Source organism: Marinactinospora rubrisoli, from assembly GCF_042664915.1.
GTDB lineage: Bacteria > Actinomycetota > Actinomycetes > Streptosporangiales > Streptosporangiaceae > Marinitenerispora > Marinitenerispora rubrisoli.
The window spans coordinates 21,801-35,515 of sequence record NZ_JBHTBH010000004.1 but is presented as its reverse complement, the minus strand read 5'-3'; the positions used below and the strand labels follow the sequence as shown (position 1 = coordinate 35,515).

Here is a 13,715-nt window from a genome sequence, read left to right as displayed (position 1 = left end):
GCCGCGTGCCCGAGGAGGGCGGGCGCCGCCGGGTCAGACATCGCCGGTCCGCACCGCGGTGACGGCCACCACGGCGCGCTGCGCGGTGAAGCCGCCCCCGAGCGCGTCGATGGCCGCTCCGACGCTCTCCAGTACCTCCGCCCGCTCGTCCGGCGGCACCCGGGTGAGCAGGCCGGAGGTGGGCAGGGTTTCCAGCCACTCGTCGCGCGTGTAGGACTGCTCCCACTCGAACCGCCACTGCTCGGGATCGCTGAATCCGCCGACGGCACGGATCTTCTTCGTGGCGCTGGCGAACATCTGCCGGTACCCCTCCGGTGCGCGGCGCGCCGCCTCCTGGAGGTTCAGCGGGGAGGCGTGGGGCACCAGCCGCTGGACGGCGGCGGAGAACGCCACGACCACCTCGATCGGCGGCCGGGTGGTGTGCCAGATGGCGGCCAGCCGGCCACCGGGCCGCAGCACCCGTGCCGCTTTCGCCGGTCCCTCGGCCGGGTCCACCCAGTGCCAGGACTGTCCGGCGATGACCGTGTCGAAGCTCCGGCCGGCGGGGTCCCAGTCCTCGAACCGGCCCTCCTCCACTTCGACTCCGCTGCGCCGGGCGAACTCGGCCATGCGCGAATCGGGTTCGACCCCGAGCACCGTGCAGCCGGCCGCGTGGAACTGCCGGGCGGCGATGCCGGTGCCGCACCCGACGTCCAGGACGTCCGGCCCCGGGCTCGCCGTGACGATCCGCCGCACCAGGGCGTCGGGGTAGCGAGGGCGGGTGCGGTCGTAGCGTTCGGGGTCCACGCCGAACGACTCGGCCGTCCGGCGCTGCTGGTACGGCCAGGGGCCGGGCGGGTTCGGGCGCTCGGGGGGTAGAGTGGGCATTCGCCCACTATAAATGGGCGCTTGCCCACTGAGTCAAGGGTGGGCGATCGAGGAACGAGGGAAGAGGTGCGCGGTGCCGACAGGGGTGGCCATCCGCGATGTCCGGGAGCAGCTGTTCGGCGCCGCCGAGCGCGTCCTGCTCCGCGCCGGACCGGACGCGCTGACCAGCCGGGCGGTCACCACGGAAGCGGGCTGCGCCAAGGGCGTCCTGCACCGGCACTTCGGCGACTTCGACGCCTTTCTCGCCGAACTCGTGCTGGAACGGATCAGCCGGATCGGCCACCGGACCGCCGCCCTGCGCGACGCCGCCGGGACCGGTACCGCCGCCGGAAATCTCACCGGCGTACTGGCCGACCTGTTCGATCCGGTCACGGTGGCCATCGTCGCCCTCGTCACCTTCCGGGACGAGCTGCGCGCCCGGCTGCGCCAGGCCGGAACGGCCGGCGGCGTCCCGATCCTCGCGGAAGCCGCGGCCGGAATCTCCGGCTACCTCGCCGCCGAACGCGACCTCGGCCGCCTTGTGCCGGACGCCGACACCGACACGCTCGCCCGCACCCTCCTCGGCGCCGCGCACCTGCTGTTCGCCGACCGGGAGACCGGCCCGCCCGAGGCGGACGCCGTCCACAAGGCGGTGACCACGGTCCTCGCGGGGGCACTGCCTCGCCCGGCCGGCCGCGACCGGACGTGAACGGAGCGCGTCCGCCTGTTCCATTCGAGATCCATGGCCTTGCCGACGTCTCCGCCGTGATGGAGCGCTCGCGAGAGGCCGGACCGATCCAGGGCGCGTATTCGGTTGCGCTCAACAAATGGCCCGGGCGAGGCCTTGATCCGGATCATCGAAGCACGAAGGTCGAGGCCGGAGCGGCAGCTCGCGTGTGTCTCGTCGTACCGAGTAGCGATACCCCGCCCCGCCTTCAGCTTCCGGCCCACCGCGCGTTGGGCACGATGCGCGCCATCGCCATGCACGTCGGTGTCCGCGCGCCGTCAGGTCATCGAGACGCGCCTCCTCCAAGCCACCGCCGCAGCCCCGGGCCGTGCGTGAGACACACCTGAACCGGCGGTCACCAGAGCGCTCATGCCTGCGCGAATCCACCGTCGGCGAAGAACTCGGCACCGTTGACGTAGCTCGACGCGTCCGAGGCGAGGAACGTCGTCACGGCGGCGATCTCCTCGGGCTCGGCGAGCCGGCCGAGGGGAACAGCGCCTTCGTCCTGCTTGAGCATCTCGGGTGTGACCAGCTCCAGCAGACCGGGGGTGCGCGTACCGCCCGGGGATACGACGTTGACCCGGAACCCGTGCGTGCGCGCGCTGAGAGCCCACCCGCGGGCGAGCGTGCGGACCGCGGCCTTCGACGCCGCGTAGACCTCAAGTCCCAGGTTGGGCCGTGTCGCGGCGGTCGAACCCGTCAGGATCACTGAAGCGTTCGCGCTGAGCAGTGGCAGCGCCTGCTGGAGAGTGAAGATCGTTCCCTTGACGTTCGTGGCGAACACCGAGTCGATCAGATCTTCCGTCACCTCGCCGAACGGCGCCGCGATGCCGATGCCGGCGTTGGCGACCAGCACGTCGATGCGTCCGGCCTGTTCGCGCACGGTGCTGTAGAACGCATCGAGCTCTGAGGGGACCGAGGCATCGCAGACGACACCGGTCACGCCAGGCCCGAGCTCGGCGACCGCGGCGTCGAGCGCGTCTTTGCGGCGACCGGTGATGAACACCGTGGCGCCCTCGTCGCGGAATGCGCGCGCGGTCGCGAACCCGATGCCGCTGCTGGCCCCGGTGACCACGGCGACCTTGTCTTCCAAGACGGCCATGCCGCCCTCCTTCAAGTTATGGACTGTCGCGTCCATAACTTTCCCAGATATGGACCGCACGGTCAAGATTGCTTCCGCGTCGGAGCGTCCCGGCGCGACCCGTGGACGGGCCGCGCAGGCTACGGGCGGTTCTCCGGCACCCGCGACCTCTGGTCGGACGACTACGGGGCCACACCACCGCCAGGCCGATACCGCTGTAGCGGTATCGGCCTGCCGGGTCGCGATTCGGGTCGCCTGACGGCTGACAGCGCGCAGGAGCCCGGCCTGCGCAGCGCGGCCCTCCGCAGGAGCGCAGCGCACGGCTTCAGGTCGCGCCCCAAGGTTCGGAGTCGCTCGCGGGCCGTGGCGGTACAGGCCGGCCGGTGCGTTGCCGCTACTGCGCTGGAGCGGGCAGCAACCGCGCCAGGGCGGACTGGGCTATCGCGGTGAGCGCTCCGACGTCCATGCCGGTGCGCCCGAGAGTGATGAGGCCGAGTTGCGCGACGAGGGCCGCGCGGGCGGTCTCAGAAGGGTCGATGTCGGGGTCGAGGTCGCCTTCGCTCTGGGCGCGCTCCAGCGCCGCGGTGAGGACGGTGGCGATCGCGTCGTAGCTGCGGCGAGCCTCAGCCGCGACGTCCGGAGTGCTGGCGGCAAGCTCGGCGTTGCTGTTGGCCAGCAGGCAACCCCGACGCGCGACCGCCCCGGTCGGATCGCCGGTCAGGCCGAGTACGAACTCGCGCACCACGTCGATCCCCCGTGGCGCGGAATCCAGCCGCTCGCGCAGCGCCAGCAGGTTCGCGTCGTCGTAGTCGCGCAGCACCCGCAGGAACAGGCTGCGCTTATCCCCGAACGCCCCGTAGAGGCTGCCTTTGCCCAGCCCGCTCACGCGCAGCAGGTCGTCCATCGATGTCGCCGCGTAGCCCTTGTCCCAGAATTCGTCGCGGATAGCGAGAAGCACCCGATTTTCATCGAACTCACGAGGCCGAGGCATACCCGCACGATACAAGTTCTGGACCGCATGGGCCACAACGGACTCCGGGCCGCCATGTGCCCGGCTTGGCTCGGGAAAGGTGCAGCTGAAAACCGGTGCCGGAGTGCCAGGGCGCGCATCACGTCGTGGTCGATCTGCCGGATTCGCCGTCAAGGCAGGCCCTAGCCCGGTAGACGTTCTTGGGCGACGCGAGTACCCGGTCACGTCCGCCGTCGCACTCAGCCCCCGGAGCGGGGCACGCGAATCGCATGCCCGTGCCCGCGGAACTCAGCCCGGTCCGGACGTGACGCCGGCGCCGGAGTTTCCACCCGGCCGCGACGCGGTCGGCCCACGCCCTCCGCGCGGCGGAGGACCGGCACGGTCGTCGCAGGTCACGACTCCGACCGGGCCACCAGGACGTCCGCGCGGCGCGGCCAGTGCGGATGCGCCTCATCGATGACGTAGTCGTGCGTGTGCGCCCGCCCACCGTCCGCGCCGGAACGCGTATCCACAAGGTGTGGATGACCGGGCGCGAGATTGCGGTGCACATGCGTCACCCGGACCGGATCGCCGCTCGGCCACAGGACCACGGCCGCCGCCCCCGCCGCCAGGGCCACCGCGCCCAGGACCGCCAGCGTCACCGGAATGCCCGCCGCCACCCCCAGCCAGCCCGCGATCGGGTACCCCGCCAGGAAGCACGCGTGCGAGAGCGAGAACTGCGCGGCGAACACCGCCGGCCGGTCCGCCCCGCCCGCCGACCGGCGCAGCAACCGGGATGATGGCGTCAGCACCAGTGACGTGCCCGCCCCCAGCAGCGTCCACACCGTGAGCAGCACCCACCAGCCAGCGGATGCGGGCACCGCCGCCAGTCCGATCGCCGACGCGCCCATCACCCCCGCGAGCAGGAACCCGGCCGAAAGCATCACCCGGCGGTCCCCCAGCCGATCGAGGACCCGCGGCAGCAGCAGCGCGACCGCCATCGACCCCGCGCCGTAGCAGCCGAGCGCGACCCCGACATCGGCCGCGGACCTGCCGAGCTGCTCGCGGACGATCACCACGGTGTTCACCAGCACCATCGACGTCGCCGCCGCCACCACCAGGTTCATCGCCAGCAGCGCGCGCAGGCGCGGCGTCGCCGCGAAGACGCGCATCCCGAGCGTGGTCCGGCGCAGCACGCTCTCCCGGCGCGCCGCCGGCGCCGATTTCGGCAGCAGGACCGAGACGACGAGCAGCCCGGAGGCGGCGAACCCCACGGCGGTGCCCGCGAACAGCTGGTGGTAGCTCATGACGGTGAGCAGTGCGGCGGCCAGCATCGGGCTGAACAGGCTCTCCAGGTCATAGGCGAGCCGCGAGAGCGAGAGCGCGCGGGTGTAGTCGCGCTCGTCCGGCAGGACGTCGGGGATGGTCGCCTGGAAGGTCGGGGTGAAGGCGGCGGAGGCGGCCTGGAGCACGAAGATCAGCAGGTAGACCTGCCACACGGCGTCCACGAAGGGCAGGCAGGCCGCGACTCCGGCGCGAACGGCGTCCAGCCCCACGAGCATGGCCCGGCGCGGCACCCGGTCGGCGACCGCTCCCGCGAACGGGGAGATGGTCACGTAAGCGACCATCTTGATCGTCAGCGCCGTGCCGACGACGGCCCCGGCGGATCCGCCCGCGATGTCGTACGCGAGCAGCCCGAGCGCCACGGTCGCCAGCCCGGTGCCCACGAGCGCGACGATCTGGGCGGCGAACAGGTGGCGGTAGGTGCGGTTGCGGAGGATGCCCGCAACGGCTGACGAGTCCAGTGCTGCCATGGACAGCAACATACGTCATGTGTGCGTACGTATGCACGTGTGGGGGATGGGGAGGGTTCTTGGGTGTGGAGAGGCGATTCCGGGTGTGGACATGGGTCCGGCCCTGTCCCGGGGGTGGGAGTGGGACAGGGCCGGTGGTGTGGTGATCGATGGGGCGGGGTCTCGGGGGTTCGCTCATGTGATCACCGTTGCCGTCATGGCTGTTCGTGCTGTGTCGAGGGTGAGGCAGAGGCAGCCGCGTCCGTCACCGCCGGGGATGTACATCCAGTAGCGGGTGAGTTCGTGGATGAGGTAGAGGCCGCGGCCGTGTTCGCTGAAGGGGTCGGCCGCTCGTTCGCTGATGCGGGGGTGGTCGCCGGGTTTGCGGGGTCCTTGGTCTTCGACGTCGATGTAGAGGGACGCGCCGAGGGCGAGGGTGTAGAGGCGCAGGACCACGGTGCCGCCGGGGTCGCCGGAGTGGGTGTGGCGCAGGGCGTTGGTGACGGCCTCGCTGACGCAGAGCTGGGCGGTATCGACCAGGTCGGCGGTGTAGCGCCTGGCCAGGGTGTGGACGGTGAGGTCACGGGCCTGGCGGACGCCGGTCGTGGTGCCGGGCAGGACGTGTTCGGTGTTGATGGCGAAGGCTTGGGCGCGCGTCATGCGGCCACCGCCCTCAGGTGCGGCCGGTGCGGTGGATACAGGCGGTGCGGCCGGTGCGGCTGCCGGTCGGGCCGGGGCTGGGCGAACGCGGCGAGCTGGCGGGCGGCGGATTCGACGTCGTCGGCCGGGACTTGTGCGCCGGGCCAGAGGAAGACCCAGCCGGTGGGGGACTGCGCGGCGACCACGGCGATCCGGTGGCCGTGCGCGGAGAGGTAGAGGATCGGTGCTTGCTCGTGGGGGACGGAGAGCAGGGCGCGGACGCTGTGCGCCTGCAAGGTACGGACCAGGGCGCTGAGGTGGTGGAGCCGACGTTCACTACTTACCGTGGTGCGATGTGTCGAGATCGTGACGACAGAAGGCATGGCTGCCCCCAATGTGGACGAGTGGTTAAAGGGAAAAGTCGACGTTCACGGTCCGTGACGACCAACGAACCGTTAGTCTCACCATAGATACGGTTCTCGCCAAATGGAAGCGCTTCATGGAAGATGAAGCGCTGAATATTCTTCGCAAAACGTACATCGAGGGATGGGCTGGGATCAGCTGATCTTCCAGCAGAGGAGGTGTGGGGATGTCCCCGAAGCTCGGATCGACCGTTCGCGCGCGACGACTCCGAAGTGAACTCAAACGCCTGCGCAATGCCGCAGGGCTGAGCACCGACCAGGCAGGCGAACGTGCCGGCATGTCCGGCCCGACGATCAGCCGGATCGAGACGGGCAAGCGTGGCGTTAGCGTGGACGAGACCGAACGGCTGCTCGACGTCTACAACGTGCCGCTGACGCGGCAACGTGACCTTCTCGCCCTTGCCGAGAATGCGGATGAACTGGGCTGGTGGCAGGCGTATGCAGGACACATCACCGACGCCACCCAGACCGAAATCGCTCTGGAGGAAGAGGCCACGAGGATTACCAACTTCGAACCCACTCTCATCCCCGGCCTGCTCCAGACGGCAGAGTACGCGCGCGAGATCATCCGAACCAGCAACTTTGGCGACAAACCACGTGATACGGAGGCTAAAGTCGCGGCGCGAATGGCACGGCAGTCCATCCTTACGCGCCCCAACCCGCCGGAACTGCACATCATCTTGGACGAGGCCGTCCTGCGCCGCTTTCGCGATCCGGAGATGATGAGGCGTCAGTTGCGCCAGGTCATCGACGCGGCATCGCGCCCCAACATCACGATCCAGGTCATTCCGTTTTCCGCTGGCGTCCACCCCAGCTCGGACGGGTCCTTCGTGCTCCATGAGTTCGGCGACGACCCAGCCATCGTCTTGCTTGAGGGGAAGGTCTCCGATCTCTTCCTGGAGAAACTGGGTGAGGTGGCTGTCTACCAGGAAACGGTGAGGCGACTCTGCTAGGTAGCGTTGTCCCCATCAGAGTCCGTGGATCTGATTGATCGTGTGACCAAGGAGCTGTCATGACGCGCACGAGCCTGTCTTGGCGGAAGTCGAGCTACAGCGCTGGAAACGCCAACTGCGTCGAGTGCGCCAGCGCCGTTTGGGCCAAGTCGAGCCACAGCTCCGGCGCGAACAACTGCGTCGAGTGCGCCCACCTCTCCCCCGCCGTCGCCCTTCGCGACTCCAAGAACCCCCACGACGGCCACCTCACCCTCCCCCCGGCCGAGTGGTCCGCCTTCCTCGCCGCGACCAAGCACGGCGAGCTTTAACCCGCCCTCGACCGCCCGGAGACCCGGCGGTCCTGTTCGTCGGGACCGGGCGGCATGCTGAGGAGCGTCCCTTCCCGCGCGATCGGCGGCGCTTCCCGAGGCGCCTCGCCGCGCATCCCTGCACTCCACGAGGAAGCCCACGTCCACGTGACCACCTGGATCACCCGCCTCGAAACCACCCCCGAAGACCGCGCCGCCATCCGTGAGATCAACCTCGCCGCGTTCCCCAGCGCCTTGGAGGCCGACCTCGTTGACGCGCTCCGCGAAGCCCCGACCGCCTGGCTGCCCTGGGGTTCCTGGATCGCCGAAAGCCCCGACGGCACCCCGACCGGCTTCGCGCTGCTGAGTCGATGCCATGTGGACGGCGCCCCGGCCCTCGCGCTCGCCCCGTGCGCCGTGCTCCCGGACCACCAGAACGGGGGCGCCGGCTCGGCGGCCATCCGCGCCGCCCTCGCCGCCGCCCGTGAGGCGGGCGAGAACCTCGTCCTGGTCCTCGGTCACGCCTCCTACTACCCGAGGTTCGGCTTCACCCCGGCCTCCCGGATCGGCGTCCGCCCGCCCTTCGAGGCACCGGACGAGAACATGCTGGCGCTGGCGCTCGACCCGGCCCGCCCGACCCCGGCCGGCACGATTCGGTACGCCGCCGCGTTCGGAGTCTGACGGCCGCCGCCGGAACGGCCACGGTCATGACACGGAGAACTTCTCGATGAGCGACACCAGCGTGCCGAACGCGGGCTTGGGCGAATAGTCGTCCGTGGTCAGCCCGAACCGGTGGAACGGTCCCGGTCCGGCACTGTCGGAGTCCCGCAGCGCGAAGTGCGTGTACCCGCTGAGCCCGAGCTCCTGCGCGTGGTCGGCGACGACCCGGACCACCGTGTCGACCACCTCGGCCTGCCGGCGCCAGGACCGGTCCGGACCGGTGGGCCAGCCGTGCTCGGTGATGTGCAGCGGCGTGTGCCGCAGGCCCGCGGGCGCCAGCACCGATTCCCGGTGATGGCGCAGGAGTCCCGCCACGGCGCCCGCGAGGTCGGCCGCCGGTACCGGGCGGAAGACGTCGGGGAAGAAGTCCACGCCCACGTAGTCCAGGTCCCGGACGAAGTCGCCTCCTCCGAGCGCCGTCAGGTCGGCGACGAAGGAGGCGGCCGGGCCGAACAGCGGGGTGGTGTTGAATCCGACCCGCAGGTGGTCATGTCCAAGTTCGCGGGCTCGCGCCTTGGCGGCGGACACCCCGCGAACGATCGCCTCGTTCACCCCTGGGTGGTAGCCGTCCAGGTTCGGATTCGACGTGACGTTCGGCTCCTCCGTCACCTGAAGGGTGCGGGTGAGCGCACCGTACTGTTCGACCAGCTCACGCAGGAAGCGGCAGTAGCCGTCGACGTCTCCGGCGGCGGACTGGTACTGCGCGACCAGGTCCAGCCGACGACCCCGGACGGCGTACTGAGCGGCGTCGATCGGCGTCGCCGTCGCATGGGGCTCGCCGAGCCGGGTGGTGTGGTCGAAGCCGGTGTAGCCGCGCACCAGGAAGGGACGGCCTGGGGTGCCCTGGAGGCGATCGAGCGCGGCGGACACGCGGGCCGGGTCGTCTGGGGGTCCGCTGGTCAGGCCACCGCTGTCGTCACCGGCGACGCCGCCCGGGTAGACGCCGAACAACAGCCTGCCGTCGTGTGCTGTGGTCATCGGTTCGGTCGCTTCCTGTCGCCCTACTGCTTTGGGGACTCGGCGGATGCGGTTGGGACGGCGAGCCACGACAGCGAACCGGTGCGGATCTCGTTGATGGTGGCGTCGATCCACGCGATCTCAGCGCGGGCGAGCGACAGCGCGTATTCGGCCTCGATGACGTGCAGACGGGGCACGCCCGAGTCGAGGGCCTTCGCGAGGCGCTCCTCGTCGGCCGCCGTGCGCTGGCGGAGTCGCTCGGTGCGCTCGGTGAGTGCTGCCTCCGCCCCGTCCGGGCCCAGGGCGCCGAGGTAGCTGACCGCACCGAGGAACCGGGAGAACTCCCGTTCCGGATTGCGGATCTGGGAGTCCAGCCGCCGCAGGAGTTCGCGGCGTCCTGCCTCGGTGAGTTCGTAGACCGTCCGTTCCGGCCGGTTGCCCGCGCGCTGCTGTCCCTGTTCGGATATCCAGCCGGCCTCGGCCAACGCGGCGACGACGTTGTAGAGCGATCCGCGGTTCATCGCGGCCGCGTGACTGTCGCTGCGGCTGCGGAGTTCGGCGTGCATCCGGTAGGGGTGCGTGGGCTGTTCCAGCAGGAGGCCCAGCACTGCGAGGACGATCGGGTTGTCGAGAGCGCGACGCGGCATAGTCGAACTCTATCAGTCTAAATAAACTATCTAGTTCCGGCGTGGTCTAGAAAGGGACCTCCCAGACGCGTACATCGTCGACGTGGGCCGTACCGATGACCACCGGGCGGCCGTCGAGCTCGGTCAGGCGGACGCCGTACACCTCGCTGCGGTATTCGCGGAACGGCTCGCCGAGCAGCCGGCACCGGGCGAGATCCCAGACGCAGACCGTGCCGTCCTCCGCGCCGGTGACGGCGACCGGGCGGTCCGGCATCGAGCCCGCGTCCAGGCAGGAGACGTTGCCGCCGGGGACGGAAAGCGGCTCGGCCCACTCACCGGTTTCGGGATCTCCGACCAGCAGGCTCCGCCCGCTCGCGGCCACCACCCGTGCGCGACCCTCCACGGTGACCAGCGCGAAATCGCTCGGTGTTTCCCCGAGGTCCGCGAACTGCGCGAGGGGACGCTGCTCGTCGGTGTCCCACACGAATACCCCACCTTTCCAGCCGCTGGCCACCACGACGGGCCGATCTCCCAGCAGTCCGGCGGCGACGGCGCTGCTCGCGTAGGACCGGCTGCACAGCTCCTCGACGCTGACCAGCAAGTCATAGGGCGACGGCCGGTCTGGGCCGGAACCATTCCCGGGAGCCTCGTCGTCCTGTTCGTCCTGTTCGTCGTCTTCGTGGTCTTCGGCCACCGACGTGTCCCACAACTCCAGAGACCACGTCCCCGGGAAACCCGCGATGAGCACCGAGCGTCCGCCGAAGTCGGCCCCGACCACCGAGTGCACGCCGCCATCCTGCGCGCTCAATCGCACCTTGCCGGACCACAGGTCCCACATGGCGAAGCCCTGGTGGTCGCCCCCACCGCCGATCACGATCCGGCCATCCACGACCGCGGCGCCGAGGGCGGCGAGTTCCGTGTAGTCTCCGTCGCCCTCCTCGATCCAGGGGTTGTCCAGCGGGTACTCCGTCCACTGGTCGGTCGCCGGGTCCCACGTGCAGGCATGGCGGCTGACGTCATGAGTGCCGACGAGAAGCCGACGGCCATCGAGGGTGACGAGGTCGAAATCGCGGATGGCGCCGCGCGGAGGCGAGCTGACGATGATGGATCTGCGGCCGGTCATGGCCGGAGATCCTAGGGGCGACCGCTGACGGGATCCCGGTTGCCGCTGGTCTCGGCCCGGAAGCAGCGCGCCCGGCGCCGCCGGTCAGCACGCGAAAACCACCTGACGCTCCCCACGCGGGCGTGATGTGATCGCAGGTCGTGAACACACCGAGCACCCCCGTCCGCGATGAGCGCGATCTGCTGGCCAGAGTGGAGCAGAACCTCGCCGAACACGCCTGCCACCTCCACCGGCACCTGACGGGCGCGGCCGTCACCGAGACCGACGATCTCCTCGTCGCCGACAGTGGCCTCCACGACGACACGTTCAACATCGTCGCCGCAGCCCGCTTCACCGTCGGCACCGCACCGGCCCGCATCGCCGAGACGGTACGCACGCTGACCGCCACCGGCCGCCCCTTCTCCTGGTGGGTGGGTCCCGCGTCGACGCCGCCGGACCTGGCAGCCCGGCTGACGGCCGCCGGGTTGCCGGCGACCGAGCACGAAACCGCCATGTGGGCCGTCCTGGACGAGGACACCCTGCCGCGGCCGGCCGTCCCCGGCCTGGACATCCAGCGGGTCGGCACGCCGGAACAGCTGGCCGACTACGCCGCCGTCCTCGCCGCGAACTGGACTCCGCCCGCTGACACCGTCCGCCGCTTCTTCGCCCAGGCCGCCCCGCGGGCACTGGCAGCCGACTGCCCGGCGAGCTACCTCGTCGGCTATGTGGCGGGCCGCCCGGTCTGCTCAGCGGAGGTTTTCCATCACGCGGACGTCGCCGGGATCTACAACATCAGCACGCTGGCCGCGTACCGCCGCCGCGGCTACGGCGGTGCCATCACCCTCGCCGCACTTTTCACGGCACTCGACCGGGGTCACCGCGTCGCGGTGCTGCAGGCGTCGGAGGACGGCGAACCGGTCTACCGCCGGCTGGGGTTCCGCTCCTGCGGGCGGTTCACGGAACACGCCGTCGGTGGGTGAAACCCCGTTCGGAAGCCGGCCTTTCCCGGTGCTTCGTTGACGATCTCCTCGGCGGGGTCCCGATATCGGTTCGCGGAAGGAGTGCAAGAGCACGACGGCCGACGGCGTCCGCACCGGCCCGGCCCTGGGACGGTCCTCCGGCACGGCGTCCCCGGTCCGCGGTCGCCGTTGACGGGACTTCAGCGGAGTCGATCGGCGACCCTGCCGGGGCCGCGTCCATCGGCGGGATCGCGTCGGTGGCGCGGTCATCCGCGGCGCCGACGGGATACGGTCCGACCGTGATGTGGTGTGCGGACGACCCGGAATGCCCGGCCGCCGCGTGGACGCCGCCGTGCGTGGGCGACGGTCCCCGGCCGGACCTCGCCATCGACGCTCTCGGAGACCTCCTGCGGTCGGCCGGCCTTCCCCAGGTGGCGGCCGAGCGCGTGACGTCGTGCCTGGTGCGGCTGGCGGTCACCGACCAGGATGATGCCGTCCGGGAATCCGCCCTGAACGCCATTTCCGAAGCCGTCACGCGGTACGAGTTGCCGTATGCCCTGGTCGAGCCGTTGGCGGAGCACATCGACGGGCTCAGGACGGTCCTTGTCGGCTGCGCGCTCTTCATCCTGTCATCGACCCACGCTCCTGCCGCTCGGCCGGTCATCGAGCGCTTCCTTGGACATCCCGACGCCTCGATCCGGAGGGATGCGGCGGTCGCGATGGACGAACTCGGCGGCCGGTAGTCCCCCGTCACGCAGCACCGTGGCCAGACGCGCCAGGCCGTCGGAGCCGTGGCCCGCGGCGATGGCGCGGTCGATGGCGTCCTTCGCCGCGGTGAGCGCCCCGACGTCGATGCCGTGGCCGGTCGCGGCGTTGATGATGTGCGTGATCCCGGCCGAGGCCGACGCGATGGTCGACCGCTCACCAGGGAACTCGCCGGTCTGGATCTGCCGAGCCTGCCGGGTGATCATCTCGGGGAGGAGCGCGCCGATCCCCGTGGCGAACGGCGCGAACTTCTCCGGCTCGATGCCCTCGGCGGACGCGAGGGCGAAGGCGTGCACGATGCCGTGCACCGCGGTGGCGAAAAGGTCGAGGAGCGCGACTTCGTAGGCGGAGGCGAGGCCGTGGTCCGCACCGAGGTAGCTGCCGGTACCGCCGAGAGCGGCGAGCACCGGCCGGACGGCGTCGTAGCAGCTCCGCGGGCCGCTGTACAGGAAGCCCGCTGCCGGGGTGCCGATGGTCGGAGTCGGGGTGAGGATCGCGCCGTCCAGGTACTCGATCCCCCGATGGGCCGCCCACTGGGCCATGGCCCGGGCCTCGGCCGGTTCCGAGCTGCCGAGATTCACCAGCCGCCGGTCTGCCCAGTCCGCCGTCGCGGGTTCGAGGACGGTCCGGACCGCGTCGTAGTCGACCAGGCAGGCGACGACCAGGGGGCCGGCGCTGATGGCGTCCGCGACGGACTCGGCGAGCCCGGCGCCTCGCTCGGCCAGGTCCGCCGCCTTGCCGGGGGTGCGGTTCCAGACGGTCACCGGATGACCGGCGTCGAGGAAGGCGGAGACGAGAGCCCGCCCCATGGGGCCGAGTCCGAGGACGGTGACGGGGGTGAGCTGGGCGTTCTTCGCGTTGGGTTCGTTCATGGCGGCACGCTAAGGGT

Annotated in this window: 15 protein-coding genes; 5 read left to right on the top strand and 10 right to left on the bottom strand. The window is 70.7% G+C overall.

Features of this window, described 5'->3' with window-relative positions; genetic code table 11:
• Positions 1 to 33: 33 nt before the first annotated feature.
• Positions 34 to 867 carry a class I SAM-dependent methyltransferase gene (locus ACFQRF_RS09225; RefSeq protein WP_379870503.1) on the bottom strand — a complete coding sequence of 278 codons (834 nt, stop codon included), beginning with the start codon at positions 865 to 867 and terminating at the stop codon, positions 34 to 36.
• A gap of 73 nt (positions 868 to 940) precedes the next feature.
• Here ACFQRF_RS09225 and ACFQRF_RS09220 point away from each other — a divergent pair, with 73 nt between their 5' ends.
• Complete coding sequence (locus ACFQRF_RS09220) at positions 941 to 1,555, top strand: TetR/AcrR family transcriptional regulator (RefSeq protein ID WP_379870502.1); 615 nt, start codon at positions 941 to 943, stop codon at positions 1,553 to 1,555.
• 385 nt (positions 1,556 to 1,940) lie between these two features.
• Here ACFQRF_RS09220 and ACFQRF_RS09215 read toward each other — a convergent pair whose 3' ends face one another.
• From ACFQRF_RS09215 to ACFQRF_RS09195, 5 genes are all read right to left on the bottom strand, one after another.
• On the bottom strand, positions 1,941 to 2,675 hold the full coding sequence (locus tag ACFQRF_RS09215; protein WP_379870500.1) for an SDR family NAD(P)-dependent oxidoreductase: 735 nt from the start codon (positions 2,673 to 2,675) through the stop codon (positions 1,941 to 1,943).
• 373 nt (positions 2,676 to 3,048) lie between these two features.
• Positions 3,049 to 3,612: a TetR/AcrR family transcriptional regulator gene (locus tag ACFQRF_RS09210; protein WP_379870499.1), complete on the bottom strand. Its 564-nt coding sequence runs from the start codon at positions 3,610 to 3,612 to the stop codon at positions 3,049 to 3,051.
• A gap of 404 nt (positions 3,613 to 4,016) precedes the next feature.
• On the bottom strand, positions 4,017 to 5,417 hold the full coding sequence (locus ACFQRF_RS09205) for an MFS transporter (protein WP_379870497.1): 1,401 nt from the start codon (positions 5,415 to 5,417) through the stop codon (positions 4,017 to 4,019).
• 174 nt (positions 5,418 to 5,591) lie between these two features.
• Positions 5,592 to 6,056 carry an ATP-binding protein gene (locus ACFQRF_RS09200; protein ID WP_379870496.1) on the bottom strand — a complete coding sequence of 155 codons (465 nt, stop codon included), beginning with the start codon at positions 6,054 to 6,056 and terminating at the stop codon, positions 5,592 to 5,594.
• Entirely contained in the window at positions 6,053 to 6,418 is a 366-nt protein-coding gene (locus ACFQRF_RS09195) for a hypothetical protein (RefSeq protein ID WP_379870494.1), read from the bottom strand. The genes ACFQRF_RS09200 and ACFQRF_RS09195 overlap by 4 nt, the downstream gene beginning before the upstream one ends.
• Before the next feature lie 206 nt (positions 6,419 to 6,624).
• Here ACFQRF_RS09195 and ACFQRF_RS09190 point away from each other — a divergent pair, with 206 nt between their 5' ends.
• From ACFQRF_RS09190 to ACFQRF_RS09180, 3 genes are all read left to right on the top strand, one after another.
• On the top strand, positions 6,625 to 7,410 hold the full coding sequence (locus tag ACFQRF_RS09190) for a helix-turn-helix domain-containing protein (RefSeq protein WP_379870493.1): 786 nt from the start codon (positions 6,625 to 6,627) through the stop codon (positions 7,408 to 7,410).
• Between the two features lie 59 nt (positions 7,411 to 7,469).
• Entirely contained in the window at positions 7,470 to 7,718 is a 249-nt protein-coding gene (locus ACFQRF_RS09185) for a DUF397 domain-containing protein (RefSeq protein ID WP_379870491.1), read from the top strand.
• A gap of 147 nt (positions 7,719 to 7,865) precedes the next feature.
• The gene (locus ACFQRF_RS09180) at positions 7,866 to 8,378 is read left to right on the top strand and encodes a GNAT family N-acetyltransferase (protein WP_379870490.1); all 513 of its coding nucleotides are present in this window, start codon (positions 7,866 to 7,868) and stop codon (positions 8,376 to 8,378) included.
• 24 nt (positions 8,379 to 8,402) lie between these two features.
• Here ACFQRF_RS09180 and ACFQRF_RS09175 read toward each other — a convergent pair whose 3' ends face one another.
• Genes ACFQRF_RS09175 through ACFQRF_RS09165 form a run of 3 tightly spaced genes read right to left on the bottom strand, consistent with a single transcriptional unit; the run spans position 8,403 to position 11,123 of the window.
• Positions 8,403 to 9,395 (bottom strand): hypothetical protein, encoded by a 993-nt coding sequence (locus ACFQRF_RS09175; protein WP_379870488.1) that lies wholly within the window; start codon positions 9,393 to 9,395, stop codon positions 8,403 to 8,405.
• A 23-nt stretch (positions 9,396 to 9,418) separates the two neighbouring features.
• Positions 9,419 to 10,021 carry a PadR family transcriptional regulator gene (locus ACFQRF_RS09170; RefSeq protein ID WP_379870487.1) on the bottom strand — a complete coding sequence of 201 codons (603 nt, stop codon included), beginning with the start codon at positions 10,019 to 10,021 and terminating at the stop codon, positions 9,419 to 9,421.
• A 46-nt stretch (positions 10,022 to 10,067) separates the two neighbouring features.
• Positions 10,068 to 11,123, bottom strand: a complete 1,056-nt coding sequence (locus ACFQRF_RS09165; protein ID WP_379870485.1) for a WD40 repeat domain-containing protein — start codon at positions 11,121 to 11,123, stop codon at positions 10,068 to 10,070.
• A 140-nt stretch (positions 11,124 to 11,263) separates the two neighbouring features.
• Between ACFQRF_RS09165 and ACFQRF_RS09160 the strand changes: the two genes are divergently transcribed.
• A complete protein-coding gene (locus tag ACFQRF_RS09160; protein WP_379870484.1) occupies positions 11,264 to 12,082 on the top strand; it encodes a GNAT family N-acetyltransferase in 819 nt (272 codons plus the stop codon).
• Between the two features lie 608 nt (positions 12,083 to 12,690).
• Here ACFQRF_RS09160 and ACFQRF_RS09155 read toward each other — a convergent pair.
• The gene (locus ACFQRF_RS09155; RefSeq protein WP_379870482.1) at positions 12,691 to 13,698 is read right to left on the bottom strand and encodes an NAD(P)-dependent oxidoreductase; all 1,008 of its coding nucleotides are present in this window, start codon (positions 13,696 to 13,698) and stop codon (positions 12,691 to 12,693) included.
• Positions 13,699 to 13,715 lie beyond the last annotated feature (17 nt).